This is a genomic window from Polyangiaceae bacterium (assembly GCA_016715885.1).
GTDB lineage: Bacteria > Myxococcota_A > Polyangia > Polyangiales > Polyangiaceae > Polyangium.
Genome location: JADJXL010000028.1, coordinates 113,281 through 138,694, shown reverse-complemented (window position 1 = coordinate 138,694; position 25,414 = coordinate 113,281). Strand labels below are relative to the sequence as shown.

The 25,414-nt window shown below is 61.2% G+C and carries 25 protein-coding genes; 9 read left to right on the top strand and 16 right to left on the bottom strand.

Annotated features, from left to right (window positions below):
• Nucleotides 1-7 precede the first annotated feature (7 nt).
• From IPM54_41805 to IPM54_41790, 4 genes are read right to left on the bottom strand one after another with little or no spacing between them, the layout of a single operon-like run.
• A complete protein-coding gene (locus tag IPM54_41805; GenBank protein ID MBK9266310.1) occupies nt 8-646 on the bottom strand; it encodes a pilus assembly PilX N-terminal domain-containing protein in 639 nt (212 codons plus the stop codon).
• Nucleotides 643-1,920, bottom strand: a complete 1,278-nt coding sequence (locus IPM54_41800) for a prepilin-type N-terminal cleavage/methylation domain-containing protein (protein MBK9266309.1) — start codon at nt 1,918-1,920, stop codon at nt 643-645. Before IPM54_41800 ends, IPM54_41805 begins: the two co-directional genes overlap by 4 nt.
• Nucleotides 1,920-2,528, bottom strand: coding sequence for a prepilin-type cleavage/methylation domain-containing protein (locus IPM54_41795; GenBank protein MBK9266308.1), 609 nt, complete (start codon nt 2,526-2,528; stop codon nt 1,920-1,922). The genes IPM54_41800 and IPM54_41795 overlap by 1 nt, the downstream gene beginning before the upstream one ends.
• Entirely contained in the window at nt 2,525-3,082 is a 558-nt protein-coding gene (locus tag IPM54_41790; protein MBK9266307.1) for a prepilin-type N-terminal cleavage/methylation domain-containing protein, read from the bottom strand. Before IPM54_41790 ends, IPM54_41795 begins: the two co-directional genes overlap by 4 nt.
• A 326-nt stretch (nt 3,083-3,408) precedes the next feature.
• Here IPM54_41790 and IPM54_41785 point away from each other — a divergent pair, with 326 nt between their 5' ends.
• Nucleotides 3,409-4,461 carry a hypothetical protein gene (locus tag IPM54_41785; GenBank protein MBK9266306.1) on the top strand — a complete coding sequence of 351 codons (1,053 nt, stop codon included), beginning with the start codon at nt 3,409-3,411 and terminating at the stop codon, nt 4,459-4,461.
• Nucleotides 4,462-4,570: 109 nt separating this feature from the next.
• On the opposite strand, the gene IPM54_41780 is transcribed toward IPM54_41785, so the two are convergent.
• The 4 genes from IPM54_41780 to IPM54_41765 all read right to left on the bottom strand — a co-directional run bounded on the left by IPM54_41780 (nt 4,571) and on the right by IPM54_41765 (nt 9,187).
• On the bottom strand, nt 4,571-5,428 hold the full coding sequence (locus IPM54_41780) for a peptidylprolyl isomerase (protein ID MBK9266305.1): 858 nt from the start codon (nt 5,426-5,428) through the stop codon (nt 4,571-4,573).
• Nucleotides 5,429-5,524: 96 nt separating this feature from the next.
• On the bottom strand, nt 5,525-6,373 hold the full coding sequence (locus IPM54_41775; GenBank protein ID MBK9266304.1) for a MaoC family protein: 849 nt from the start codon (nt 6,371-6,373) through the stop codon (nt 5,525-5,527).
• 40 nt (nt 6,374-6,413) lie between these two features.
• On the bottom strand, nt 6,414-7,175 hold the full coding sequence (locus tag IPM54_41770; protein MBK9266303.1) for a hypothetical protein: 762 nt from the start codon (nt 7,173-7,175) through the stop codon (nt 6,414-6,416).
• Nucleotides 7,172-9,187, bottom strand: a complete 2,016-nt coding sequence (locus IPM54_41765) for a protein kinase (protein ID MBK9266302.1) — start codon at nt 9,185-9,187, stop codon at nt 7,172-7,174. The genes IPM54_41770 and IPM54_41765 overlap by 4 nt, the downstream gene beginning before the upstream one ends.
• A 72-nt stretch (nt 9,188-9,259) precedes the next feature.
• On the opposite strand from IPM54_41765, the gene IPM54_41760 reads away from it, so the two are divergent.
• Nucleotides 9,260-10,351 (top strand): segregation/condensation protein A, encoded by a 1,092-nt coding sequence (locus IPM54_41760; GenBank protein MBK9266301.1) that lies wholly within the window; start codon nt 9,260-9,262, stop codon nt 10,349-10,351.
• The gene (gene scpB / locus IPM54_41755) at nt 10,341-12,017 is read left to right on the top strand and encodes an SMC-Scp complex subunit ScpB (protein MBK9266300.1); all 1,677 of its coding nucleotides are present in this window, start codon (nt 10,341-10,343) and stop codon (nt 12,015-12,017) included. The genes IPM54_41760 and scpB overlap by 11 nt, the downstream gene beginning before the upstream one ends.
• A 78-nt stretch (nt 12,018-12,095) precedes the next feature.
• Here scpB and IPM54_41750 read toward each other — a convergent pair whose 3' ends face one another.
• Nucleotides 12,096-12,446: a helix-turn-helix transcriptional regulator gene (locus IPM54_41750; GenBank protein MBK9266299.1), complete on the bottom strand. Its 351-nt coding sequence runs from the start codon at nt 12,444-12,446 to the stop codon at nt 12,096-12,098.
• A gap of 1,119 nt (nt 12,447-13,565) precedes the next feature.
• On the opposite strand from IPM54_41750, the gene IPM54_41745 reads away from it, so the two are divergent.
• A complete protein-coding gene (locus IPM54_41745) occupies nt 13,566-14,042 on the top strand; it encodes a lamin tail domain-containing protein (protein MBK9266298.1) in 477 nt (158 codons plus the stop codon).
• A 424-nt stretch (nt 14,043-14,466) separates the two neighbouring features.
• Nucleotides 14,467-15,111, top strand: coding sequence for a helix-turn-helix domain-containing protein (locus IPM54_41740; GenBank protein ID MBK9266297.1), 645 nt, complete (start codon nt 14,467-14,469; stop codon nt 15,109-15,111).
• Nucleotides 15,112-15,162: 51 nt separating this feature from the next.
• Here IPM54_41740 and IPM54_41735 read toward each other — a convergent pair whose 3' ends face one another.
• The 4 genes from IPM54_41735 to IPM54_41720 form a co-directional block, all read right to left on the bottom strand.
• Nucleotides 15,163-15,483, bottom strand: a complete 321-nt coding sequence (locus IPM54_41735) for a hypothetical protein (protein MBK9266296.1) — start codon at nt 15,481-15,483, stop codon at nt 15,163-15,165.
• An 11-nt stretch (nt 15,484-15,494) separates the two neighbouring features.
• On the bottom strand, nt 15,495-15,812 hold the full coding sequence (locus IPM54_41730) for a hypothetical protein (protein ID MBK9266295.1): 318 nt from the start codon (nt 15,810-15,812) through the stop codon (nt 15,495-15,497).
• A gap of 94 nt (nt 15,813-15,906) precedes the next feature.
• The gene (locus tag IPM54_41725) at nt 15,907-17,289 is read right to left on the bottom strand and encodes a TldD/PmbA family protein (protein MBK9266294.1); all 1,383 of its coding nucleotides are present in this window, start codon (nt 17,287-17,289) and stop codon (nt 15,907-15,909) included.
• A 39-nt stretch (nt 17,290-17,328) separates the two neighbouring features.
• Nucleotides 17,329-17,970: a hypothetical protein gene (locus tag IPM54_41720; GenBank protein ID MBK9266293.1), complete on the bottom strand. Its 642-nt coding sequence runs from the start codon at nt 17,968-17,970 to the stop codon at nt 17,329-17,331.
• Between the two features lie 145 nt (nt 17,971-18,115).
• Between IPM54_41720 and IPM54_41715 the strand changes: the two genes are divergently transcribed.
• From IPM54_41715 to IPM54_41700, 4 genes are all read left to right on the top strand, one after another.
• Entirely contained in the window at nt 18,116-18,790 is a 675-nt protein-coding gene (locus IPM54_41715) for a glutathione S-transferase N-terminal domain-containing protein (protein ID MBK9266292.1), read from the top strand.
• Between the two features lie 123 nt (nt 18,791-18,913).
• A complete protein-coding gene (larB, locus tag IPM54_41710) occupies nt 18,914-19,702 on the top strand; it encodes a nickel pincer cofactor biosynthesis protein LarB (GenBank protein ID MBK9266291.1) in 789 nt (262 codons plus the stop codon).
• Between the two features lie 22 nt (nt 19,703-19,724).
• Nucleotides 19,725-21,122 (top strand): nickel pincer cofactor biosynthesis protein LarC, encoded by a 1,398-nt coding sequence (gene larC, locus IPM54_41705; protein ID MBK9266290.1) that lies wholly within the window; start codon nt 19,725-19,727, stop codon nt 21,120-21,122.
• A gap of 30 nt (nt 21,123-21,152) precedes the next feature.
• Entirely contained in the window at nt 21,153-21,890 is a 738-nt protein-coding gene (locus IPM54_41700; protein ID MBK9266289.1) for a glutathione S-transferase, read from the top strand.
• Between the two features lie 182 nt (nt 21,891-22,072).
• Here IPM54_41700 and trxA read toward each other — a convergent pair whose 3' ends face one another.
• Genes trxA through IPM54_41685 form a run of 3 tightly spaced genes read right to left on the bottom strand, consistent with a single transcriptional unit; the run spans nt 22,073 to nt 25,364 of the window.
• A complete protein-coding gene (trxA, locus tag IPM54_41695) occupies nt 22,073-22,714 on the bottom strand; it encodes a thioredoxin (GenBank protein ID MBK9266288.1) in 642 nt (213 codons plus the stop codon).
• A 40-nt stretch (nt 22,715-22,754) separates the two neighbouring features.
• A complete protein-coding gene (locus IPM54_41690; GenBank protein MBK9266287.1) occupies nt 22,755-23,966 on the bottom strand; it encodes a DUF790 family protein in 1,212 nt (403 codons plus the stop codon).
• An 18-nt stretch (nt 23,967-23,984) separates the two neighbouring features.
• On the bottom strand, nt 23,985-25,364 hold the full coding sequence (locus tag IPM54_41685; GenBank protein MBK9266286.1) for a DEAD/DEAH box helicase family protein: 1,380 nt from the start codon (nt 25,362-25,364) through the stop codon (nt 23,985-23,987).
• Nucleotides 25,365-25,414 lie beyond the last annotated feature (50 nt).

The window sequence follows — 25,414 nt, the reverse complement described above, 5'->3', positions numbered from 1 at the left end:
AAATTCCTCAGGGGCCGCCGACGGGCCCGACAATGAGTTCGGCGCGGAAAGTGGTATTGGCGAGCGTTCTGGCCGTGCCACCGGCCGGGGTTTGTCGGATGCGACCCGTACCGTGCAGCATGACGCTCATGAAATTGACATTGGCTGCGCCGGCCGATGTGTAATCGAATCCGCTGATGGGTCGGTCGACACGGAACAGGTCATTCATTTCCACGAGCATGTCGGCGTTCGTGTCTGGAATGCGTCCGAGCGTTCCGTGGGCGCCTGTTTGTTCGTCGTACCCCTGGAACAGCAAGAGGCCGAGCTCTTGCTCGATGTATCCCCGGCCAAACTGTGAGCATTGGGGATAAAATGGATCGGCTAGTTGTCCTAGACAAACCTTCGAGTTTTGCTTGGCGAGAAAGTTGACGTGCGAGCCGAGGTCGCGCGAGAGTTTGGCCATTACGGAATTCATGGCGGTTTCTGCGAAGTAGCGACTTTGCGTCGATACGCGTGCCGCGCCCGTGGTGCTCGTGGCAATGCTGCTGGCCTGCGCGGCAAAGAGTCCAATGCCCGTGAGCATGGCGAGGACGAGGACGACGACGAATACGGTCGCGCCGCGTTCGTCACGCCTCCGAATTGCGCGATTCCGAATGCGGGATTTCATCGAAATCCTCCCTTCATGTTGACCAGGTTGAACTCACGCTCGAGCGTGCGCACGCGGGCAAACTTTTCGGCTCCTTTGGCCGTGCTCACGAAAAACCGATAAGGACGCCCTGCTTGTCCGGGCAATGCGGTGGGTCGATCGGGTGCACGCGACCTCGTCGAAAGGCGCACGTGAACGGAACGAATGCTTTCAGGCCGCGAGCCAATGACATCGGCCGGGCCGGCGATCGTGTAAATTTCGCTGTTCGGCGATGGATCGAGAATGGGGAAACGTTCGAGAATGGGATTGTCCGGCTGCGAATTGATGGCGAGCGCCGTCAGACCAAAACGCATTCCCAGGGCAAACTCGGTAATGAGCTCTTCGGTTCCGGGCATGACCGTATCGTCCGGCGCGAGCTCGGAACGAATCAGCTCGGTGCGAATATCGTCCCCGACGACCATATTGATGGGTTGAACGTAATCGGCGAAAGCGGCGTCGTTGACGACCGAGCGAACTTCGTATCGGACGCGTGAAATGACGTGAACGGGGAATCCGCTGCCAAACCCTTTGATGGCACAAGGCAACAAGCTTTGCGGCTGCATGGGAACGGTGGGTGTGGCTTCGAGCGCCACGGAAATGGCGTCGACGGGAGCGCCCGATACCGAAAACCCTTTGATGCGACCATAATAATCGCTCGTCGGTCCTTCGATGTGCAGGATGCGGCCTGCGCGAAAGATTTCTTGTAAACGCGGCGTGATGTCGCCGCCATTCGCGAGCGCGGTCAAACGGCGCACCGCGCGGCTTTGCGGTTGCAGGACGATGGTTGCGCCCGTCGCACCAGGCAGGGTCGTATTCATGACCCAGTTGTCGCCCGAATCCATATCGCCGGCGATGGTAATGCGTTCGTTACGAATATCGTTTCCGGCATTCTGCGGCAAATCCGGCAGAAGCTCGATATGTACGGGCGCGAGGCGTCGCATTCCGGTGGGCCAATCGGCAATGCCGAGCCAGCATACGCGCACGTCGGTACGCGGGTTTTTCGTCGTATTGCGCCCAGCGTGCTCGATGTCGATTCCAATCCGTCCGAGGCCGTTGGCCACGGCCATTTGAGCGTACGACATGCGCGCTTCTTCCTGGAAGAGGCGCACGGCGTTTTTCGATAGAAGCACGGCTGCCGTGGCGACGAGCGATCCGGCTGCAATGGCAACCAAAAGCTCGACGAGCGTAAAACCACGCGCAGAGACGCTGGCGGGCGAGCGCGCGGAGAGCGCCTTCAAAACGCGAGAAATACGCATCAGTTCGATGCCTCCTCTTGCCCGATCATCGTCGAAACGTAATAAAAGCCGTAGCGACCATCGTTGGTTTCGATGTCCGCCGGGGCCGTCGTGCGACATTCCGTCATTGGCGAGAGATCGCGACGCCAAACCACGCGCACGATGGCTCGAATCGCAATGGGATGCGTCTGCCCCCCGAGCGAATAGGGTTTTTCGACGGCGCGCGCCAATTGTAAATGCGTGCAAAACACGCCATCCGATACCGGCGCACCGGAAAAACTATCGGCTCCATGAACGTCGGCCAACGGCGAGCTCCAATTGGGAATCTCGGGCGCAAGCACCCAACTCGCTGCATTCGGCGGGTTTTGCGCATTGTACACGCCTGCGACATTGAGCCACCGCGTATCGGCGAGATCCGGCATGCCCATCGGATCGTTCCATTGAAGCGAGTCCGACTTGAGCCGTTCGACCCACGTCCCCGCCACTTGCCTGGCCGCATCCGCCATTCGAGCGTTCGTATTTCCGACGAGCGACACCTTTTGCAGCGCAATCACGCCCGTCGTCCCGACGGCCAAAACGCCGAGCGCCATCATGACTTCGATGACTGAATATCCTCGTGAACCCTTCATTGGATCAACCTCGGCAATCCGTAGGAAGGAATGAGCACGCGACGCATCACGTTCGACTGGAGGTTTTTTACGTAAATCCTCCCAGCTCCGGGCATGTCGGTGAATACCCCTTCATCGTAACGCACGTAGGCTCGACGCTGAGAATAACAAACGTCGGCCTTCGGTTTTTCTTCGTTCGTATTGGTCAAATACCCTACCGAAGCATATTGAGGAATAGACTTCGTTCTGATATTCAGCACTTGTCGCAGATGCGCAGGATCGGTCCAATCGATCGCATTGCAACGCCTCGGCGATACCAGCGTCGGAAACGGCGTATCGAGCGTCGCCTTGACCAATTCAATATTAGGTTCATTGCCGCCCGTCCACCTCACGAGATACGTCGATTGCTCGGCAGATTCGATGTATGCCTTGCGGTAAATCTCGGCAAATTGCATGTTGAGCCGACTGAGGCTCGTGTCGCGCATGACCTTGATGAACGACGGCGCAGCAACGGCCGCGAGCACCGCGATCATGAAGACCACCACCATCACTTCAGTCAGCGTGAAGCCGCGCAAGCGTGACAAACGCCTTGCGCAGGGGCGAAAATCGACGGGGGCAGAGGAAGGACAAATCACCAAATCCAGATTGTAGCAAGCCTCGTGCCCCCAATGCCAGACTTCTGAGCGCGAAAAAAACGGCATTATGCGCAGCCTCGGCGCCCTTCGAGCTAGCAATGATTGCGATGCCACGCAAAAAGTGCGAGCCCCACATCGATCGACCAGGTTGCGTATCGGAAGGAGCCGTTGCATCAGGGAGCATCATGAATCTCTCCCCGGCCTTCGCCCCCACTCGATCGAACATGCTCCGAACGTGCGTCCACGCCGCCAGCTTGGCAGCCATCGTGACGCTTTCTTTCGGCTGCAAGAGCAATGAATCGAAGGGCACGCCGCCTCCGCCCGCAGCTCCTCTGCCCAAGGCAAATGCATGTGAAGCAGGTGGCGGCACGCTCAGCGATCCGCAAACGGCGGCCGTGATGCCTCGCAAATCGAGCCATTTCTGCCTCGATCCAAACGGAGGCGACAAGGTCTATGGCGAGGGAGCATCGCTGCCCATCGATCAAATCTGCGACATGTTCGATGGCGAGTGCGAGATCTACAAAGGCTTCGGCGTCAAGCGGGTCGTCGAAATGCGCTACGTGGATGGCGGAGGGAGCGCCGCGACGATCAACGTGTACCTGTCCAAATTCGGCTCGGTCGACGGCGCTTATGGGATGTTCACGAAGCGCGTCGTGGGCGATGGAGATCCAGCAGGTGAAGACACGCCGCGAGCCATCGAAGGAGGCGGCGCCGCAGCGCTTGGTGTCGGCAACGCGTACCTGTGGCGCGGCGCGTATCTGGCAGAGATCACGTACAACGACGATGCCGCAGCGGAAGCAGCGATCAAAGCAGCTAGCGACAAACTCCTCGTGCCGCTCGTGAAGCAGATCGGGGACAAACTCCCGGGCGATACGGATCTGCCCGCAGCCGCGGCCGCACTACCCAAAGAAAAACGTGTGGCGCTCGGGATACGACTGTTGACGAAGGACGTTTTCGACATCGCAGGCGTGGGCCCGGGAGCGTTCGGGTATTACCGCGACGGGGACAAACGCTATCGCTTCGCCGTGATGATTCGCGCTGACGAAGAGCAAGCGAAAGACGTGCTCGCGACGTTGGGGAAGCAGCAAGGCGCAACGAAGGAAAAGGGCATCGGTGATGGTGCGGTGCGCCTCATGCGCAGCGAAGAGGGGCCCGCGGTCGAGTGGCTGTTTGCACGCACGGGCGCAAAACTCGTGGGGATCGGGGACGAAGAGCGCGCGCTCCGTAGCGGCATGACCGCTGAGGAAGTGGCGAAGGTGTCGCTCGGGAAAGACGACAAGGCCACGCGCCTCAAGGAAGCGCTCGCGCAAAAGCTTTGAGGTGCAACGGTCTCGCATCTCACGCCTCACCCCCCGGCCCCCTCTCCAACTTCGCGGCTTCGCCGCTTCGCGGAGAGGGGGAGAGTGGAGGCGTTGACGCCAGTTCGAACTACTTCGTCCTCAAAATGACGTGGTAGCCGAAGGGCGTTTCGACAAGGCCGCTGACTTCACCGACCTTGATCTTCTCCAAGCCTTCTTGGAACTGAGGCACCATGGCGCCTTTGGGGAAGGTGCCGAGATCGCCGCCGCGTTGCCCCGCGCCCGGTTCGTCCGAGTACTCGGCGACAATCTCTTCGAACTTCTTGCCGCCCTTGACCTTCTTCAGCGCCTCTTCAGCGCGCGCTTTGGCTTCTTCCTTGGTGCGCGTGATGGTCGCAGGCGCACGCATGCTGCCCTTGTACATCACCAAGAAGTGCTTCGCGCCAAACATCTCGCGCTGCGGTTGATTCTGCATCGGCTGAGGACGCGGAGGCGTTGCGGGCTGCGGAGGCGTTGCAGGCGCTGCCGCCGTCGTCGTCTCGGTCGCAGGAGCGCCGGCGGGTTTGGCCGCGAGGAATCCGAGAGGCTTGTTGAACATGCCGAAGAAGCCAAGGATGCCGACGAGAACCAGCACGCCAAGAACAACGTGAGGCGTCCACCAGTAGGGATCCTCTTCGTCCCCATGGGCACCCGCATCCTGCCCTTCGGTTTCCCCGTGAGCGTCCTCTTCGTCGTCCTCTTCGTCGTCTTCTTCGTCGTCCTCTTCCTCTTCGTCCTCGTCGTCCGCTTCATCGGCATCATCTGCTGAAGCAGCCTTGGAGGTATCGTCGGACGCTTCTTCGTCGTCCTCTTCCTCTTCGTCCTCGTCCTCGTCCTCTTCGCCCTCTTCCTCGCCGTCTTCTTCTTCCTCTTCCTCTTCTTCGTCTTGCTCTTCGTCGAGCTCCGGATCTTCTTCGTCCTTGCGCTTTTTGTCGGTCTCTTTGCTCATGTGGCCTTCTTGATGAGGGGGGCTTGGCCCAAACGTTGCGCCGTCCGGACGGCGCGATCCTTCGAGTGGTCGATTAGCACGCGATCACGCGGTTCGTTAGACGATCTCCGCGTAGCCGCTCGTCAGAACAGGCTCCGATCGTCCCTTGACGCTCGCATGGAGCGCCACTTTTCCGCCTTCGAGAAGGAAGCCCTGCGTGACGATCGTATCGCCGGGCCAGACGGGTCTTCGAAATTGTGCGGACATCATGCGCAGCCGCGATGCGTCTCCGCCCGCAAGGTGCTTGATGACGGCGCGAGCGGCAAATCCATAGGTGCAGAGGCCGTGCAGAATCGGGCCCTGCGGAAAACCAACCGACGCAGCAAACTCGGGGTCCGCATGCAAGGGGTTGTAGTCGCCGAGCTGCCGGTAAAGCAGAGCTTGCTCGGGTGACGTGGTTTCTTCGTGCGTAAAGGAAGGCTCGCGATCCTTGGGCATCGAGGGTTCGTCCGGGTCCGCCGGCGGGCGTGGCCCGGAAAAACCTCCTTCGCCACGAAACAAGATCGCCCACGTCGTCTCGAAGACGGGTTCGGAGCCGAGCGTGCTTCGCGTGTCGATGACGACCTGCGCGAGCTTTTTCATGTCGTAGATGGCGCGGATGGTCGCCGTCGTGAGCAGCGTGCCCGAAGGCGGAAGCTTTGCGAGTGAACGAATTTTTTGACCGCCGTGCACCACCATGGCCAAGTTGCCCCCGGTGCGTACGAGCGACTCGAAGAGCGGCGGATGCGCAGGGATGACGGCGAACGTCGGATACGACGCGATGCCGCCGGGACTGCCTTCGTAGAGATACGCAAGCTCGTCGCGCTTGGCGCCGATGCCGAGCGCATACAAGGCAAGGTTTTTCCAATCGTACGTGTACGAGTGCGGTTCCGTGGTGAAACCGACGCTCGAAAGATCCAGCGCCATCGCGTCTCCCGTACCGATGCTGCGTGTGCGAGTCAATCGGCTAGAGCGCGATTCGGTACGCGATGAGCAGCCCAAAGTCGAGCACGTCGACGTTGCCGGAGAGCGATGCGCTGTCACCCGTCGGAGCGTGGCGCGGTTCATCTGGCAGCAGCCACTTGGCGTAACGCATGGTCGTGCCGAGGAACCAGTTCGGAGCAACCGTCCACTCGCCACCGATGGCGACGCCGGCTGCAAGGCCTTCCGTGGAGATCATGGCCGACTGCGGACCCACGTACGCGGTGTCCGAATACGGTTCGCGATCCGTGATCACGCTCCACGTGTCCTTGATGATGACGCCGCCAAGCGTGACGCCTCCCCACCACTCCCACTTGCCGGCACGGATGCCGTAGTAGCGAGCTTGGGCCTCGACCAGAAAGTAGCTGCGGTCGTGCTCGCGTTGAAGCTCGGGTGCACCAGGAGCAGAACCAGCAACGAGCGACCCTGCCCATGCAATGCTGGCCCCAAGTCCGATGCGGCCAAACCGATACTGGTTGTACACGCCAAACGCGCCGCTCGTCTCGCCCTTCTCGCAACTCGTACGCGAACGAGGACAAACATCTGCAGCAGGCAAGCTGAGAAGACCGACGTTCAGGGACACGAGCGTGTGCGTGTAGTTCTGATCGACGGCCACAGATGCGCGCCTGGCCGCCGCCGATTCCTGGTTGTCCGCTCGAGCTGGTCCGGACAAACCGACGAGTGCTGCGACAAACGCGACGCCGAACCACATCCCGCAAGCGGCTCTTTGCCGGCGCGTCACAATCATGGGCCCCCTCCAGAAGCCTGCGACGGGCGACGATTCATGTCGTTCTTCGGATCCGCCGTGCTCGACGTCGCGCTTGGTGCGGGTGGCATTGCCGCTGAAGGCAAAGGCGATGCGTTCGGCAACGGCTTTCCTTCCAGCTCGGCGACCAAATGCTGCGCCGTCGTAAGCGACGGATGAAGCGACACGGCAACACGCGCTAGATGCAGCGCCTCCGCTGGATCACCGGCGTACTTGCGACCGAGAGCGCTCGTGACGAGACGCTCGGCAGCTTCGCGCCTCAGCTCGAGCACGCGAGCATCGCCGGGCCACTTCGCCAGAGCTTTGTCCAAAATGTCTCTGACGTTGTCGTCCGCAGGCGCATCCCACGCTTGGCGCTTCATGGCATCTCGCGCGGCTTCGAGCCTTTCGGGGAGCGAATCATCCGAGCTCGTAGCGACCAAACCGAATCGTTTGCCCCCGATGACCGCGACGAACGGTACGACCACGATGCACAGCGCGACGGCCACGATACGCGTGAGGCGCGAACGCCGCTTTTCATCGCGCGCGTGCTCCGCGTGCTCACCGAACGGCTTCTCCGTCCCCTGCATCGTCAGCTCGGGCGACGCGGGCGAATGCAGCGCGGTTTCGGTTTTCGCGGCTGCTTCGAGGTCGGGTTCGGCAGGACGAACGCTCGGCGTTGCCTCGTGCGGCGGCTCGACATCCTTGGACGACGGCGACTGCGTCTCCGGCGTGGCGTCCGCGGACAAACCCGCCTTCGATGGATCCACCGATGTCGCCTGCGCCTCGAGCGCGGTCGGCTCAGCCGCTGACGTGGGCTCCGATGACGCCGGCAGCGGCGTCGATTCCGCCGTGCGCGCCGGAATGCCCCCGATGCGCGCCGCAAGCTCGGGCGAAAGGTCGAGCGACTTCGTGCGCTCCTTCGACGGAAGCTTGACCGCTCCCTGCCTCGCAGAAAGCAGACCCGCGTGAAACACCTCGTCCGGATCGAGCCCGCTCTCACGCACCGCAGCGAAGAGATCCTTGCCGAACGCACGAGCATCCCGAGCGCGCTCGTCGGGCTTCTTCGACAAATTGCGCATGATCACGTCCGCGATCGGCACAGGCACGTAACTCGCCCGCGGAATGGTCCTCAAATCCGGCGCCGGCGCGTGCGTGTGCTGCACCAAAATCTGCACGGGCGAATCACCTTCGAACGGAGTTCGTCCGGCCAAACATTGGTACAACATCGTAGCAATCGAGTAGACGTCGGCAGCCGGAGTGACCGGTTTGCCCTCGGCACCCTCCGGCGAGATGTACCGGGCAGTGCCGAAAATGAGGCCCGCCTGGGTGGCCATCGAACCATCGGTCCAATCGAGCCGGGCGATCCCGAAATCGAGGACTTTGACGAAGTCCCTATCGTCGCCGCGACGAATGAGCATCACGTTCTCCGGCTTGATGTCGCGATGCACGATGCCCTGCGCGTGTGCTTCTCCCACCGCTTCGCAAACCTGAATCACGATGTGAAGCGCTCGTGAAAGCGGCAGCGCCGAAGGCACTCCGCCCGTGCCCGCTGCGGCAAGTGCCGACAAAAGCGACATGCCGTCGAGGTGCTCCATCACGAGATACATCTCGCCACCCACACGCGGATCGCCCTTTTGCGGAATCGATCCCGCCATGAGCACGGAGACGACGTTGGGGTGCGACAGGCGGCTCGCAATCTTCGCTTCGCGATGGAATCTGCCTACCAGCTCCGCATTGCCGCTCAGCTCGCGATGAAGAATTTTGACAGCAACGTCGCGTTCGATCCCGCCCTGAAACGCGCGGTAAACGCGTCCCATCGAGCCGATGCCGATGAGATGCTTGATGCGAATGTGCCCGGCGAGCTCGAGGCCCACGTAGAGATCGATGTCGGCGTTCGAGATGGCCGCGCCCCGAAGGTTGGCGAGGGGCGTTCCGTCCTGCGGACAGAAGAGAACATCCGCGTCGTACCCCTGGGCGCACGACGGGCAACTCTTCGAAGAGGACGAGGTCATCGGCAAGCCCGAGTGTAGCAGGGTGCGAGAACGCATGGATCCCGCGCTGGTGACAGATTACCGTCCGCCCCGGTGAGCAAGGCCAAGGCAACAGCAATCAGCTCCGCGAGCGCTCGACGTACACGTACGTCCGCGTCGGCTGCTGCATCGGTCGCCGCACAAAAGCCTGCACCGGAAGCTGCACCGCACCCAGAGACCGATCAGCTCAACGATTCGGTCTACCGCGTCCAGCTCCCCTCGTTCGAAGGCCCGCTCGACCTGCTGCTCCACCTCATTCAGCAGCACGAGCTCGATATTCTCGATATTCCAGTGAGCTTTATCACGCAGAAGTACCTCGAGTACCTCGCGTTGATGCAGTCTCTGACGATCGACGTGGCAAGCGAATACCTCGTGATGGCGGCGACGTTGACGCACATCAAGTCGAAGATGCTCTTGCCGGTCGTGCCCGCGGGACAAGACGGTGACGGGCTGCCTGAAGAAGAAGTCGATCCGCGCGCGGAGCTCGTGCGGCGGCTGCTCGAGTACCAGAAGTACAAGACCGCTGCGGCGGAGATCTTCGAGCGAGGAACGCTGGGCAAGGACGTGTTCGGCCGCGGGATTGCAGAGCCTGTGCCCGAGGGGCCTGCGCCGTTTGCCCCCGTCGGAGTGTTCGCGCTTTTCGATGCGTTCGAAAAACTGCTGAAGCGCACGAACGTCAAGGTCGATCACGAAGTCGTCTTCGATCGCATCACGATCACCGATCGCATCGTCGAGCTCACGGAGCGACTGTCGGAACGCAGGCGATGCACGTTCGAAGATTTGATTTTGAACGATCCGACGCGGCAGGGAGCTCCACTCACGCGGTTCGACATCGTCATCACGTTCCTCGCCATTCTGGAGATGGCCAGGATGAAGCTCCTTCGGGTGTATCAGTCCGATCCTCTGGCGCCCATCCATTTGGAGATGACGATGTCGTCCGAGCCGAAGGACGATGGCGACGACGCGCAGGGTGCGTCGGGACGAGCGGACGGTTTGTCCGAGGAAGCAGAGCCCGATGTCGAGCTGGGACAAACCGATGGTGAACCCGAGCAGCTAAGGCTTTTCGAGGACGACGACGTGGAGCACGGGGCGGAAGAAGCGGCTGCACCAGTGAGTGGCGATTCCGAGGTCGAGGATGGCAACTGACGGCGGGCCGAAGCAACGGCGGCCTCGCAAGCCGCTCGTCGTGCGTGAGCGCGAACGCGAGCCGGAGGAGCTCGCGCCGGACAGCGAATCGCCTGAACGGCTACGGCGTAGCGCGTGGAGCTGGTTTCGGAAGGACGAACTCGCTGCGCAAGACGCGCCCGTCGAGGTGGAGGAGCCGGCGTCCGAAGTGCCGCCAGCACCAGCCGTTTCCGTTGCGGATGCGCTCGAAGCGGTCGCCGAGGTCGTTGCTCACGCTTCACCGGAAAACGTCGTCGAAAGAGCCGATGTGGTCACCACGGAGCCGCCTCCTGGCGAAGGCGAAGACGTTGCTCCACCGGTTGAAGCGCCGCCCGCGGAAGCTGCTCCGGCGGAAGGCTCCGCAGAAGCTCCAGCCGATGCCGTCAAGCGCAAACGTGGGCCGCGCAAGAAGGCGAAGCCCGAGCCCGTAGCTTGGTTTCGCGCTCGGGCGGCTGCGTTTTTCCGTGCACGAAGGCAGGCCTCCGCGGATGCATCCGTCGCGGGCGATGACGAAACGACGGCGCCGCTCGAAGACGCAACGAAGACGGCGGGGAGCGTTGCGCGCGCGCATTTGAAAGGCGTGCTCGAAGCTTTGATTTTCGCGTCGGAACATCCGCTGTCGTCGCGTGACTTGGCGCGATCGGCCAAAGCGGAACATCGCGTGGTCACGTCGCTGCTCGCCGAGTTGATGGACGAATACCGAGGTCGCGGGGTTCGGCTCGACGAAGTCGCCGGGGGCTATGTGTTCAGGACGAGCCCTGCATTTGCGCCGTTCGTGCGCGAGCATGTCGCCAAAAAGCCAGTCAAGATGACGCGAGCGCAGGTGGAGACATTGGCGATCATTGCGTACAAGCAGCCGATCACGAGACCGGAAGTCGACGAGGTGCGTGGTGTGGATTCAGGCGCGATCTTGAAGTCGCTACTCGAACGCGATCTCGTGCGCATCCTCGGCAAGAAAGAAGAAGCAGGGCGACCGCTGCTCTACGGCACGACCCCACAGTTTCTCGAATTCTTTGGCCTCAAAGCTCTTGGCGACCTGCCCACGCTTCGTGAATTCACCGAGCTGACCGACGAGTCGAAGCGCATGTACGAACGCGAGATGGGCGAAGAGCCGCTGGATCCGGCAGTCGTCTTGACGAACGCGCAAGGCTCCGGCACGGAGGGGGCTCCGGACGGGTTTGGATCGACGAGCGGAGGGCTGATGGGTGGCGAAGGAGAGTTCCGCTCTCCCGCTGCTCCGTCCGTTAATTCCCAACACATCGAAGAAGAAGGCGCAGCAGATGGAACCCAAGACGGCCAAGTCGCAGCAGAGCAAGGGGAGGCACACATGACGAACGAGCACGCAACCGAGATCGATGACCTCGAAGTAAGCGCTTTGCGCGAAGAGGACGAAGACGAACAAGACGAGGACGAAGATCTCGACGACGAGGACGAGGACGAAGACGACGAAGACTTCGACGACGAGGATGAGGACGAGGACGACGAAGACGACGAAGACGACGAGGACGAGGACGAAGACGAAGACGACGAGGATGAGGACGAAGACGACGAAGACTTCGACGATGAGGATGAGGACGACGAGGACGACGAGGACGACGAGGACGACGAGGACGACGAGGACGACGAGGACGAGGACGACGAGGAATAGCGAAGCGCCTCGTCACGCTTTTTACGCCTGACGGGATGCGAAGGCGCCCGTCAGGTTTTTCTCGTCCACATCAGCGATTCATCCACCGCCCGATTCGTCCGCCGGATCGGGGTAGTTCTCGGCTAGCTTCAGCACTTCGCGTCGCAAATCGGCGTGGGCCACGAGTTTGCGTATCAGCCGCCACGTTGTCGGATCCGCAAGGACCGCCATGGGCGACGTCGCTGCGGCTGCTTTTCGCGGCTTCCGTGGGATGGCGCTCTTCCCGGCGCTCCGGAGCGCTTCCATTTTCGTCACGAAGCGCTTCGTCGGAAACAGCTCGCCCCGTTCCCAAGCGAGAATGGTTTCCTGCTCCACGCCCAGGGCGGTGGCGAGCTCTTTGGCCGTGCAGTCCAGTTCTGCGCGCAGACTTTTGACGTCCTCGGGGGTCATCGAACGCGAGCCTAACAATTTTACGCAACTGACGGCGCGCCCAAACGATGTTCCTACATGAAGGAACATCTTCTCCCCCAAGGGCCGTCCAAATTCCTCCCCCCTTGTCTGTCCGTCGTGCTGCTGACGTTTGTCATGACAGGCTGCCGGCCAGACCTTCCCACACCAGGATCCAATCCTTTGGCGGGCCTGCAACCAGCCGAGCTCGTCGTGACGCTCCAGCCGGAAGCTCCGCTGACTGCGGCGCCACGCGTCATGCGAGCGCGCGTGCACTGGCCGGGTTCCATCGATGCGGCGCGTGTTTTTCTCGTCCGTGGTGAAGTCACCGATCACCATCTGCGGCAGATCGAGCGTGACGATTTGACCAAGACGCTCATGGAAAGGATCGTGCCGGCGGTCGTGTGGGCGGAGGACGAAGAAAACATCGTCGTTGCTCCGACGGTCGTCCTCGAGCAGGGACAAACCTATGCGATTGCCAGCGGGGATCCGCGCAAGGCGGTGCATTTCGACGTTCGCACCGAAGGTGAGTTGCCTTTGCTCACGCGCGTATGGCCCCCAGTCGACACGCCCGCACGCTTTGGAATTTTTTGCGGAGCTACGGTTTTGCCGGATGTCGAAGTCGACGTGACGCTCGAGCCGGGCGGTCTCTTGGGCACTTTGTCGCGAGGCGTAGCGGCACATGGGCCTGGGCCGAATTGCATGCGGGTCCGAATCGAAGGGCGATGGCCGGCCGAAGAATCGGGCCCGATGGTCTTGCCCCCGGTCGTCGAAATACCGGAGCTTGGTGGAGGGCTCGTGCAAATCGAGCCCATGGCGTTCGAGGCGGGTGAGCTCGTCGAGGAAGAGATTGCGCCGCTCGAGTGTGAGCGTGGCGAAATGCGATTTGGTGTTGGGTGCGCTGACGTAATGGACGATCGCGCAATCGTCCGAGCTCCAGCAGGAGAGCTGCTTTGGGGCGTCGAGGGCGAGGGGATTGATTGGGTGGCAAAAGTGGGGAGCAAGGAAAGGTTTGTCATCAAAGGATTGCCGCCGGAACGCGACATTGCGCTCGACGTCGTGACCATCGATCGACTCGGACGAGCTCAACGTCGCAGTTTCACGGCCACGACGAACGCGCTCATGGCGCACGTGGTTTTGAATGAAGTGATGGCGAATCCGATAGGTCCGGAGCCACATCAGGAATGGGTAGAGCTCTACAATGATGGACAAGCGGACGCGGCATTGAGCGGTTATCGCATTCTCGACATTGGTGGGGAGACCGTCTTGCCGGAAGCACTACTTCCGCCGGGGCAATTTGCGGTCGTCGTGAACGAAAAGTTTGTCGCGGACGACGAGATTGACGTCGCCCCGGATCCTTCCGCCATATTGGTGCGTGTTCCATCGCTTGGAAGAAGCGGACTGAGCAATTCGGGCGAGCTACTTCGGCTCGTTCATCCGGAAGGGCATACCATTTCGAGATTTCCTGCGCTTCCCAAACCCAAGGCGGGTCAGAGTGTTTCGCGCCGAACCCCGAGCGCTCCAGATGGTGTTTCTTCGTCTTTCCTGATATCGGAACCAACGCCAGGATTGCCAAATGCAGTGATGGCAGACCCATGAATGGCGCGTTTCCGCGTCAAGTCGAGGCCGCTCGTCCAGCAATTTGGTGCTCCGGGGTGGACGGGAGCGATGGTTTCTGTCACGTCCCCGTCGTTCGTGAATGGCTCGCTTTCCGATGCCGTCGTTTGGGCGGCATCGGGGGTGAGGTATTCACGAGCAAAAGAAGAAATAACGTAGGAACAAATTACGTAGAAGGCAGCCGCCGAAATGCTACGCGTTCGTGGCGAACGATGAATTCGCCCCGGGCATTGAAGTGAGGGATAATGTGATCCACACTTCATGAAAGATGTGGCGGGCGGGGCTGTGGGAGCTAGGTTTGGCTACAGAAGGTAACAGGGTGGGTGCTTCGGAGGCGCAGCTCGGTTCGCCCGAGTGGTGTCTGGGATCGGGCGGGGTGGCACACCTTTCGCGTGGAGTTCGGATGATGGCCGGAGTACGGGGAGAGAAGTTGTTGACCGCGTCCGACCTTGCAACACTTTGCGAGGTCGACTTGAAAACCATCCATAACTGGGTGGATCGCGGCAGGATTGCGCATTTTCGGACGCCGGGCCGCCACTTGCGGTTTCGCGCGGCGGATGTTGCGGAATTCCTGCGAGCTTGGGGGTACAGCGTTCCGCGTGAGCTTGCGAGAGCGAGCGCACGAACGGGGCTCGTCGTGGGATCGAAGGAAACGGTTTCACATGTCACACGCGCGCTCGGTGACGCGATGCCGCTACGTGACGTGAAACATCCTTACGATGCGCTCGTCATGGCGGGCGCGGATCCACCGGACGTGTTCATCGTGGACGCCAAATCGGTCGGGGCCGACGTCGACCTCGAACGATGGCTCGATGCCCTCACTCGGTCTTGTCCTGATGCACGGCTCGTCGTGCTCAGCGACGAGGCATCGGAGGTCCCGCCGTTCGCGACGCACATCGCGCGGCTGGACACGCAGGGGCTGCGGGCGCTTCTGTTGCCCGAAGCACCGGCACCTGCTGCAGCAGCACCGGCTGCTCCGGCGGCGGAACAGCCGCCGGCTGCGGCAGTGCAAGGCGCCGAAGGTTTGGCGCGAGCGGTCGGGAGTCGCTGATGCATTGAACCAAAGCGGCCGCACGATCTCGATGGTGCGGCCGCTTTGCTTTCAGCGAATGGCGGAATTGTCACGAATGCATTCATCGACATCGGCGATGTCGTCGATGCATTCGAGCTCAGGCGTGAAATTGTCCGCCAGGCAGTCGTTGTTCACCATGACGCAATCGTGCGCGATGTAGAAATCGTCGGAGCAACCATAGGTTGCTGCGGTGTCTTCCGTCGCTTCGTATTCGATGAGGCATTCATCGTAATCGCGATCGGAACAGCCCTCGCATTCACACGCGAGATCACAGTATTCCCCTGCTCGGCTGCATCCCGTGGCCACAGGCGCCAACACGAGGCACGCGAGCATGGTCAAGACGATTCGCATAGCCATACCTCCTAGTTGACGCAATCCCGATAGTCGTCCCACTCGTCGCTACAGTCGCCATCGTCGGTCCAGATGTCGCTGCTTTCGCAATGCGACCGCTCGACACGACAGTCGATGTACCGGTTCCAGAAATCGGAACAACCATGCAGGCTCGCCAAGTCGTCCTGCGATTCGTAACCGATGACGCACGCATCGACGTCCGCGTCGTTGCCATCTCGGCAATCCATCTCGTCAACGCACATCGTGCTATACGACGTGCATGCGCCAAGTAGAGTGCAGGCGGTCAGCAGCTTGATCGCCGAGCCCAAAGTTCGAGGAAGTTTTCCCATTGCTTGAACTTCCACCTCCGGGCCCGAGACTACGAGAAAATCCGTCCTTTGACAGACGAAAAGTGGCGCGAACCCGTGCTCTGAAGGTGCGAATTCAGCTTCCCGCGATCGTCATCGACGAGACGCGAAGCGTGGGGGACGCCGTCGCCGTGCGCAGATCCAGATCGTTGCCCACGGCGTCGACACGCTGCCAGAGCTGATCGAGATTGAGGCTGATCGTGACTTCACTGACGGGATGTACGAGCTCGCCGTTTTCGATCCAGAAACCGGCTGCTCCACGAGAAAAGTCGCCTGTCACGGGGTTGTATCCAAATCCCATCATCTCCGTGACGTAAAGCCCGCGCGCCGTCGTCTTGACGATGTCCGTCGCGCGGGTGCCCGTGGGCAAAAGCATGAAGTTGGACGTCGAAGGACCGACGCCTCCCCCGCTACCTCGTGAAGCACTTGCAGTCGGCGGGCGCGAAAGCTTGCGACCGCTGTAGCTGTCGCAGAGGTAACTCTCGAGGATGCCTTGACGCACGACCATGTTCTTGCGCGATGCGAGTCCTTCGCCATCGAACGGACGTGAACCTGGTGCTCGCGGCACGAGCGGATCGTCGACGATGGTGACGAGATCGCTCGCGACGCGCGTGCCTTCGCGACCGAGCAAGTAGCTCGATTTGCGCCAGATGCTGCTGCCCATGATCGCCCCGGACAAGAGGCCGAGCAGCGCTCGTGCCGCGTCGGGATCGAAGACGACGGGTGCTTCGCACGTGGGAACTTTGCGTGCGCCGAGCTTTCGAACGGTGCGACGGGCAGCTTCTTTGCCGACGTCTTCGGGTGAATCGAGCGCATCGAGATGACGCTTCGCGGTGTAGTGAAATCCGCGGCGCTTCTTGCCGTCTGCGTCGTCGGCGATGGGCGACACGACCAGTGACGCGTACGATCCAGCGTAGCCCCCGGTAAAACCCCCCGACAGAACGATGGCGAAGGCGCCAGCCGTGCGACTGAACGTCGCGCCTTCGCTGTTCGTGATGCGTTTGTCCGCGCTGCGTGCAGCTTGTTCACCGCGCCGAGCAAGCTCGACCGCTTCCGCCGCCGTCACTTCGCCTCCCTTGGGATCGTAGAGATCGAGGTCGAGGAAGGGGCCGCTCGCGATGAGCTTTGGATCTGCGGGACCGGCGAACGGATCTTCTTGCGAGATGTCGACGAGCTCGAGGGCGTCCTTGACGAACCTGTCGATGCCGCGGGCGGTCAAATCGGAGGTCGAGGTGAGCGCAACGCGACCTTGCTTGATGACGCGCATGCCGAGGCTTCGGTGCGACGCTTCCTCGACGAGCTCGGGTTCGCCAAGACGAACCTTGGTGGTGAGTTGCGAGCCTGATCGAGCGATGGCTTCGGCGACGTCGGCGCCGCCTTTGCGGGCGCGAGAAACGACGTCGCTAGCAAGTTCCTCGAGGCTGGTGATCTCTTGTTCGAGCCGGTTTTGCGCGGTCATGTGGGCGCTCAGAGTGGTGGACAAGTGGGCCGTCGTCAATCAGCGCGGTGCGCCTCCGCGCCCAAGAAAGCGCTTGGGGCCATCGTCTTGGACGGTCTGCTCGACTGGGGCGGAAACGACGGGTGCCGGCGCGGTTTGTCCCGGCTGCCTGCCCGAGGCGAGCATTCGTGCCGTGATGACGGTTCCGGCGACGAGGATTCCGTCCATCCAGAGCAAGGCGACGCCCAAACGACTCGTGAGAAGCGGCTTTAGTCCAAAGTCGCTCGCGAACTGATCGTAGGTGCCGTCGACGCTCAAGCGATCGCGCAGTGCGGCAACGGCGACGAGCACGAGGGCGAGGGGACAACCTGCGAGCCAGACGAGCTCGTTTGGAGCGCGTCGTTCGAGCGCCCTTCGACCGGCGAAGAAGCCGCCGACGACAGCACTTGCGGCGACGAGGACGAGCGTGAGCGATAGGGCGGACGGGACGTGGCGACCGTCGACGAGATACGCGAAGGACCAGTCGGTCGCGAAGGCGGCGAAGTAGGCGGTCACGGGGGCGAACACGAGCAACGCGTAAAGCGCGACGGCGAGGGCGTGTTCGTTCCACAGGGGCTCGTCGGGGTTTGTCTCGGTACGAGCGCGCCAGGCGAGGAGGATGCCTAGGGCGAAGGCGATGAGCGGTGCGAGCGGGAGGGGCATGGCGGGAGATGTTTGGTGGACAAACGGATGTGACGATGCGTCATGGGTAGCGTGTCAGGTTGTCCGGGGCGGAGGCAAGCTACCGTCCATTGATTTTGCAAGCTTCTTGACGCCCGCTGCAATCGCGGAGATGTATTCATGAATCATGATGAAACTGATCTATTTTGGTGTGCGTGGGCGAGTCGAACCGGCCCGGTTGATGCTGGAGCTGACGGGGACGCCCTACGAATTCGAGGCCATTGCGGTCGACGCTTGGAAAGAAACCAAAATAAAAATGCTCGAGCGGACGCCGCTTGGGCAATTGCCCGTTCTGGAGGATGGCGAATTCACCTTGTGCCAATCAGGTGCCATCAATCGTTACCTGGCGCGCAAATTGGGCTTGGCAGGTGAAACCATTAAGGAGCAAGCTCGGATCGAAGAAGTGTGTGAAGTGGCAAGCGACTTTATTTTTCACGCGGCCATGTTGAACTGGGATCCTCAATTCAACGAGGTGCGCGAAAAAAAGCGCGAGGAAGCCGCCAAAGCTCTGGAAAACCTCGACAGGTATTTCGCTCGCACGGCAGTGAGTCCCGAATTCTGGATGACCGACGGGCGCCATACCATGGCCGACGTGATGATGTCTTATGCGCTCGAGACGCTTCTGCCATTGCATCCGGGGCTCGTGGAAAGCTTCCCAAAGCTTTATCACGTCATGAAAACGTTTTTCGCAACGAACGGCGTGCGTCAATACGTGCGCAGCGAAAGGCGACCTCGTACGTGGACCGTTCCCATGGCGGTTTTCGCCGGCAAGCCTGAAGAAACGCATCAGTGGGTGGACTAGCCCGCTGCCTTACTCGACCGACGCATCGTCCCAATCGGCGCATCATCGTATACGTTTCCGCTACCGGCGCCTTCGCTCACGCCACGCCGCCCCTCGCTCCACGAACATGCTATGGGGAGGCCCATGGATCCACGGCGCGTGCGTGAACTGCTCGAACTGGTGCGTGATGGCGACATCAACGTCGACGATGCCGTCGCGTCGCTGCAAGGTCTGCCCTTCAAAGACCTTGGTTTTGCGACCATCGACCACCATCGCGCGCTCAGGCAAGGCGTCCCCGAGGTCATCTTCGGCGAAGGAAAAACCGGCGAGCAGATCTCGAGCATCGCCGAGGAAATGATCCGGGCCCAAACGAACGTGCTCATCACTCGCCTCGAAGCGGACAAAGCAGCGATCGTGTCGAAGCTCGTGCCTTCGCTCAAGTATTCCACGATCGGACGAACCGGGTTTGTCGAAGTCTATGCGCCCGCCAAACGACCGTGCGCGCCCATCGCGGTGATCACGGCCGGGACGAGCGACATGCCCGTCGCCGAAGAAGCAGCCGAGACGCTGTACGCCCTGGGCCTCGAACCCAAGCGCATGTACGACATCGGCGTCGCCGGCATTCACAGGCTGCTTCATCGCGTGGACGAACTGCGAAGCGCGTCGGCCGCGATCGTGTGTGCGGGCATGGAAGGCGCCCTGCCGAGCGTCGTCGGCGGTGTCGTGTCGACGCCGGTCGTTGCTGTTCCAACGAACGTCGGTTACGGAACGGCTCTCGGCGGGTTTACCGCACTCTTCGCGATGCTCACATCGTGCGCGGCAGGCGTCGTCGTCGTGAACATCGGCAATGGATTCGGGGCCGCGATGGCGGTTCATCGCATGATGCCTCTGGCATCGCATGCGCCCGCCGCTCATGCAGCCAACGCGACATAATTCCAACAGCGAGCAAACAGCGATGCATTCAGGACACGACCACGACCACGATCACGATCACACGCACGATCATGGTCATGGCCACGAACACGCCCACCACGAGCACACGCACGAGCATACGCATACGCGCGCGCATGGCGGGCACGAGCATACGCACACCCATACGCACGCGCATTCGCACGGGCACGAGCACACGCATCCGGTGCGCTTGCCGCTGCTCGAACAAGGCGCCGGAGTCGACAAGATCCTGTTTTTCGATGCGTTCAGCGGCGTCGCTGGAGACATGACGATCGCCGCACTGCTCGATTTGGGCGTGCCGCTGCTCGTGATCGAGCGAGCGGTGGCGGCGCTTCCGCTCGAAGGGGTTTTCCTCGAACGCGGGCACAAACATCGCAGTGGGATCGTGGCGACGTCATTCGAGGTGCATGTGGACACGCCGCAGCCGGAGCGAACGTACGCATCGATCGACGCAATGCTCGAAGCCGCGCCGCTCGAACCCGACGTGCGTACGCTTGCGCGACGCATCTTCCGACGGCTTGGCGAGGCCGAGGCGGCGGTGCATCGAATGCCGCTCGAAGAAGTGCACTTTCACGAAGTCGGCGCGGTCGACGCGATCGTGGACATCGTGGGGTCCGCCGCGGCGCTCGTGTACTTGGGAGCGGAAGTTCGAGGCGCTCCGCTTCCCATGGGGCGTGGGTTTGTCAAGGCACGCCACGGGATCCTGCCCTTGCCTGCACCTGCTGCGATCGAGTGCTTGCGAGGCGTGCCGACGTATGGCGTGGAGCTCGATGCGGAGCTCGTGACGCCCACGGGGGCGGCCATCGTGGCGACGGCGGCGACGAGCTTCGAGCGGTGGCCAGCGTTTGCCCCGGAACGCGCCGGCTGGGGCGCGGGGCAGCGAGAATTGCCGGATCGGCCGAATTTGTTGCGTGTGGTGCTGGGAGCACGAAATGGTTTGTCCGATGAAAAGATCGTGGGCGCATCGCACGTGATGCTCGAAGCGAACGTGGACGACATGACGGGGGAAGTGGCGGCGCACGCGATTGAAGCGCTTCTCGCGGCCGGCGCATTGGATGCGTGGGCCGTGCCCATTACGATGAAAAAGGGCAGGCCGGCGCTCACGATTGCAGCCCTTGCACGAGCTCCCGAGGCCGATGCGGTGGCGACGGCGCTTTTGCGGGAAACGACGTCGATTGGCGTGCGCAAAATCCCGGTGACGCGTACGGAGCGGCCGAGGCGTACGGTCACGGTCGAGACGGCCTACGGGCGCGTGCGCGTGAAAATCAGCGAAGGGCCGTTCGGGCCACCGCAGATCAAGCCGGAATTCGAGGATTGCGCCGCAGCGGCTCGAACGCATGGCGTGACGCTTCGCGAAGTGATTCAGGCGGCCCTTACGGCGCTGGACAACGTGCCGGGTTGAAGGGAGGGAATGATGAGCAAATCGAAGGAATTGCAATACGAGCTCTACTACTGGCCGGGGCTGCAAGGGCGAGGCGAATTCGTCCGCTTGGCTTTTGAAGAAGCTGGCTGTCCGTACCTCGAAATGGGGCGATTGCCTGCCAAAGATGGCGGTGGCGTGCGTACGATTCAGCGCATGATGCGTGGAGAAGCGAATGGATTGCGACCGTTTGCCCCGCCGATTCTAAAATATGGCGATTTGGTCATTGCCCAGACGTCCAACATCCTCTTGTGGCTCGCGCCGCGATTGCACCTCGTGCCAAATGACGAAGAAAGCCGCATTGAAGCCAATCAGATCCAATTGACGATCATGGATCTCGTCTCGGAGGTGCACGACACACATCATCCAATCGCTTCTTCGCTTTATTACGAGGACCAAAAAGCCGAAGCCAAGCGGCGCGCAGAGACCTTCGTGAGCAGCCGAATGCCGCACTTTCTTGGCTACTTCGAAGCTCTATTGCAACGAAATGCGCATGGCCACGGAAAACACTTGGTCGGCAACAAGCTCACGTATGTGGACCTGTCGATGTTCCAGGTGCTCGAAGGCCTCACATACGCATTTCCGCAAGCGTTTTCACACCTGAACCCGTCGATGCCGCGGCTGCTCGCGTTGCGTGAGCACGTGGCGTCACGGCCCAACATTGCCGCGTACCTCGCGTCCCCGCGTCGAATTGCATTCAACGAGACGGGGATTTTTCGCCAATATCCGGAACTGGATGTGCAGGTCTAGAGCAGCGATCGGTTTGATGAGAGGTAAAAATCGGGGGGTATGGGGGGGCCGAGCCTCGCCGTGCTTTTGCGCAAGCAAAAGCACCGGGAGGCGAGCCTCGGCCCCCCCATCGTAAACTAAGCCTCGCGAAGCGCGCGTCCGACGCGCGCGAAGCGAGCGTTCAAATCAAGGCCCGGCCTCAATCAATCCGGCCGTTCGATCGGTAGCCCTTCGGCTTCCCACCCAAGAAACCCGCCTTCGAGGAACGTGATCGGCACGCCGCTCTGGGCAAGGGTTTCCGCAAGCTGCTTCGTCTTGTCGCCCGCGCGGCAGTAAAGCACCGGCTCGCCCGGAAGCATGTGCAGCTCGGCAAGACGCGTCTCGATCTCCTCGACCGGCATGTGGATCGCTCCCGGAATGTGCGCACGACCGAACGCCGCTGCCTCGCGCGTGTCGACGGGGACGACGCCTCCTCGCTTCAGTAGCTGCGCCAGCTCGACCGCTTTGATCGCTCCCTCGGCCCGCGGAAGAAACGGATCGAGCATGTCGCGCAGGCGCGCCTTGCGCACTGCACCTTGCTCGGCGGCAACCGGCCGGCCTCGGAAGAAGACCATGAGCGTCGGAACGGCTTGGATGCGCAGAGCCTGCGCCAACCGCTTGCTCTGATCGATGTTCACCTTGACAAACTTCGCCTTGCCTTCGAGCTCGCGCGAAAGCGCCTCCACTTCCGGCGCGACCGTTTTGCACGGAGCGCACCAGTCGGCGTAAAAGTCGATGAGCACGGGGAGTTCGCTGCGAAGAACTTCTTGCTCGAAGTCTTGCTCGGAGATGAGGGGTACCGGCATGGCAGCACGTTCATAGCCACTGTGCGGCCGAAAGGCAAGGTTACCCTTTGCGCCTGAGCCGTTCGAGAATCGCTCGAGGGGACATCGTAGCGCGGTAGACGTAAAGCTCGCCCGCGGCGTCCTCGTCGAGCACTTCTTCGCTCACGCGCAGTTGTTTCCCGATCGCCAAAAGAATTCGCGCCGGAAATCCTTTGCGGACGACCTCGATGCGCCTCCATACGGCATCGCGACTCCAAAAACCGAATGCTTCGAGGAAAACTTCTTCGCCCGTGTCTCGATTGGTGAAAACCAAGTCCGGCACGCAAACGACCTCACCCGGCATCGCAAAGATGTGATTGTTTTCCCGTACCGACCATTCCGATTCGAGCCTTTCGAAGGCCGCGCAAAAAGCATCCAAATCGGGCCCCGACGAAGGAAAATCGGTCGCGTGGGAAACGAGGCGATCTTTGGGGGTGATTTCGAGCGCGATGGGCTTTTTGTCTTTGCCCCAAAGAAGGTCGGCTCTCACGTGCCATTTGCGCATTCCCACGACGCGCGGAAGAAACATCGCGAGCCGCAAGCCATACTTTTGCACCGCATCGAACAAGCTGAAAGGACCGTTCAATGTAATGACGTAACCTTTCTCCGGCGTGCGCTCGACGACGTAAAGCAAGCCGTGAAACCGAGCTGCGCGGAAGAGGCGCCGATAAGCATCGGGGCTGTCGCCGGAGACATGCACGACGACGCGGGTCGCTCGCAAAAGTGCAGCTTGAGCCAACCCCAAATTGTACCTTTCAATCAAAGCATCGGGGGGCAGCGGTTGAAAATCGACGAGGCGCTGGTTTTCTCGAAGATCGGCATACAGCGCTGCATCGATGGCTTCGGGCGACGTCGCATGGCGCTGGGCCATTTCGGACAAAACGGTCGTACGATCGAATTCGCCGCGCACATCGAGCGCTCGGTGCGCCGCCGCGGCTGCAAGAAATACTTCGCGACGCAGCGCTTCCGGGTCGATTCCTGCGGGCACGTCCCACGTGCAGCGATCGTCCAGCAATTTGCGCAAACCCGCGCCGATGACGCGCATCGTGGCTGGGACGGGAACGGCATCGAGCGCCGAATCGATGTCTTCGCGAGAATCACCGACGGAATGCATCAGGATATCGACATAATCCGCAGCGATGACCTTGGCTTCATCGGCAAGTTTGTCGCCGAGGTATTGCAGGTGAAGCTCACCGTTTCGGCGCCGATAGCGAAGGAGGTCAGTCGTGAGCACGGTTTGTCCTCGCCCAAATCATTTGTACGCCGAATGTTCTCGCCTGCGGTCGCTGACGCGTTCTTCGGACGTGTTTTCCGCGACGAGCTCGTACAGGCGTGCGCGCTTTTCTGGGGTTTTTCTCAAAATACGCCCGAGCCGTTGCACGTGTTCCTTCACCGACGAATTGCCGCTGAGCACGATGGCCACGTTGGCTTCGGGCACGTTGACGCCTTCATTGAGCACCTTGGAGGTGACGACGGCTGTGAATTCGCCCGCATTGAAGGACGCCAAAATGGCGCTGCGCTCCTTGATGCGGGTTTGGTGCGTGATCGAAGGCAGCAAGAATCGGCGCGAAATGGCATACACCGTCGCGTTGTCTTCGGTAAAAACAATGGTGCGATCGTGACGATGATTATGCAAAAGTCGAGCGAGCACGTCGAGTTTTCCGGGGGCGGCGAGCGCCAGGGATCGCTGTTTTCGATAGGCGAGAAAAGCTCTTCGGCCTTCCTCGCTGCGGGAGCTCAAATAAAGAAAACGACTCCAACCGTCGGGAGCCGACATGCGAATGTTTTCGCTTCGAATGAAATTGATGTATTCGCTACGCGCAGCATCGTAAGCTTCGCGTTCTTCCGGCGAAAGAGGCACCGTGATTTTTTCGGTTTCGTAGGACGCGAGGTATTCGCCGGACAGTTCGGTGATGTCCTTGCGATAAACCATGGGGCCGATCAAATCGTCGTATCCTCGGCCATCATTACGTTCGGGCGTCGCCGTCAGGCCCAAGCGAAATGGCGCGATGCTCATGTGCGCAGCGAGCTGATACGAGGGGCTCGGCAAGTGGTGGCATTCGTCGAAGACGACCAAGCCAAACTTATTTCCCAAACGATCCATGTGCAAATGGGCCGAATCGTAGGTCGTGACGGTGATGTCGAGCGGTTCGTAGTAGCCGCCTCCGACGATGCCGACGGGTTGGCCGAACGCTGCCGCGAGAATGTCGTACCATTGATTCAACAAATCGAGCGTCGGGACGACGACGAGCGTGCTGCGCTGCCTGCTCGCAATGGCCATCGTCGCAACGTAGGTTTTTCCAGCGCCCGTCGGTAAAACGACGACGCCGCGAAAACGCGACGCGGCCCATGCATCGAGCGCCTCGCGTTGATACGGAAATGGTTCGTGCCTTGCGGTGGGAACGATATCGAGCACGTTGTAGGCGCGAGCTTCGTCGGTGACGGGAATTTTGCGCGCTCGGAGCCAGAGAATCGATTCCGCATACGCCGAGGCAGGCAGCCGGTAACACTTTTCGCGCGCGTCCCACGAGCAAGCAGGAGGAACGTTCGTCGCGTCCGCTTCATCCGGGCCACTCAGGCGCACGGTACCGCCTTGGAAGGACAACTGGATGCTCGGCGACGGGGCAGTCATGGGCAGCGCGTGCGCGAGGGTCTGTCACGAACGACGAGCGGTGGCAAGCG

What these genes read in the sequence shown, in the direction of transcription:
- IPM54_41805 (MBK9266310.1), bottom strand. Translation starts at nt 646, where the DNA reads ATGAAATCCCGCATTCGGAATCGCGCAATTCGGAGGCGTGACGAACGC.
- IPM54_41800 (MBK9266309.1), bottom strand. Translation starts at nt 1,920, where the DNA reads ATGCGTATTTCTCGCGTTTTGAAGGCGCTCTCCGCGCGCTCGCCCGCC.
- IPM54_41795 (MBK9266308.1), bottom strand. Translation starts at nt 2,528, where the DNA reads ATGAAGGGTTCACGAGGATATTCAGTCATCGAAGTCATGATGGCGCTC.
- IPM54_41780 (MBK9266305.1), bottom strand. Translation starts at nt 5,428, where the DNA reads ATGAGCAAAGAGACCGACAAAAAGCGCAAGGACGAAGAAGATCCGGAG.
- IPM54_41775 (MBK9266304.1), bottom strand. Translation starts at nt 6,373, where the DNA reads ATGGCGCTGGATCTTTCGAGCGTCGGTTTCACCACGGAACCGCACTCG.
- IPM54_41770 (MBK9266303.1), bottom strand. Translation starts at nt 7,175, where the DNA reads ATGATTGTGACGCGCCGGCAAAGAGCCGCTTGCGGGATGTGGTTCGGC.
- IPM54_41765 (MBK9266302.1), bottom strand. Translation starts at nt 9,187, where the DNA reads ATGACCTCGTCCTCTTCGAAGAGTTGCCCGTCGTGCGCCCAGGGGTAC.
- scpB (MBK9266300.1), top strand. Translation starts at nt 10,341, where the DNA reads ATGGCAACTGACGGCGGGCCGAAGCAACGGCGGCCTCGCAAGCCGCTC.
- IPM54_41750 (MBK9266299.1), bottom strand. Translation starts at nt 12,446, where the DNA reads ATGACCCCCGAGGACGTCAAAAGTCTGCGCGCAGAACTGGACTGCACG.
- IPM54_41745 (MBK9266298.1), top strand. Translation starts at nt 13,566, where the DNA reads ATGGCGCACGTGGTTTTGAATGAAGTGATGGCGAATCCGATAGGTCCG.
- IPM54_41740 (MBK9266297.1), top strand. Translation starts at nt 14,467, where the DNA reads ATGGCCGGAGTACGGGGAGAGAAGTTGTTGACCGCGTCCGACCTTGCA.
- IPM54_41735 (MBK9266296.1), bottom strand. Translation starts at nt 15,483, where the DNA reads ATGCGAATCGTCTTGACCATGCTCGCGTGCCTCGTGTTGGCGCCTGTG.
- IPM54_41730 (MBK9266295.1), bottom strand. Translation starts at nt 15,812, where the DNA reads ATGGGAAAACTTCCTCGAACTTTGGGCTCGGCGATCAAGCTGCTGACC.
- IPM54_41725 (MBK9266294.1), bottom strand. Translation starts at nt 17,289, where the DNA reads ATGACCGCGCAAAACCGGCTCGAACAAGAGATCACCAGCCTCGAGGAA.
- IPM54_41720 (MBK9266293.1), bottom strand. Translation starts at nt 17,970, where the DNA reads ATGCCCCTCCCGCTCGCACCGCTCATCGCCTTCGCCCTAGGCATCCTC.
- IPM54_41715 (MBK9266292.1), top strand. Translation starts at nt 18,116, where the DNA reads ATGATGAAACTGATCTATTTTGGTGTGCGTGGGCGAGTCGAACCGGCC.
- larB (MBK9266291.1), top strand. Translation starts at nt 18,914, where the DNA reads ATGGATCCACGGCGCGTGCGTGAACTGCTCGAACTGGTGCGTGATGGC.
- larC (MBK9266290.1), top strand. Translation starts at nt 19,725, where the DNA reads ATGCATTCAGGACACGACCACGACCACGATCACGATCACACGCACGAT.
- trxA (MBK9266288.1), bottom strand. Translation starts at nt 22,714, where the DNA reads ATGCCGGTACCCCTCATCTCCGAGCAAGACTTCGAGCAAGAAGTTCTT.
- IPM54_41685 (MBK9266286.1), bottom strand. Translation starts at nt 25,364, where the DNA reads ATGACTGCCCCGTCGCCGAGCATCCAGTTGTCCTTCCAAGGCGGTACC.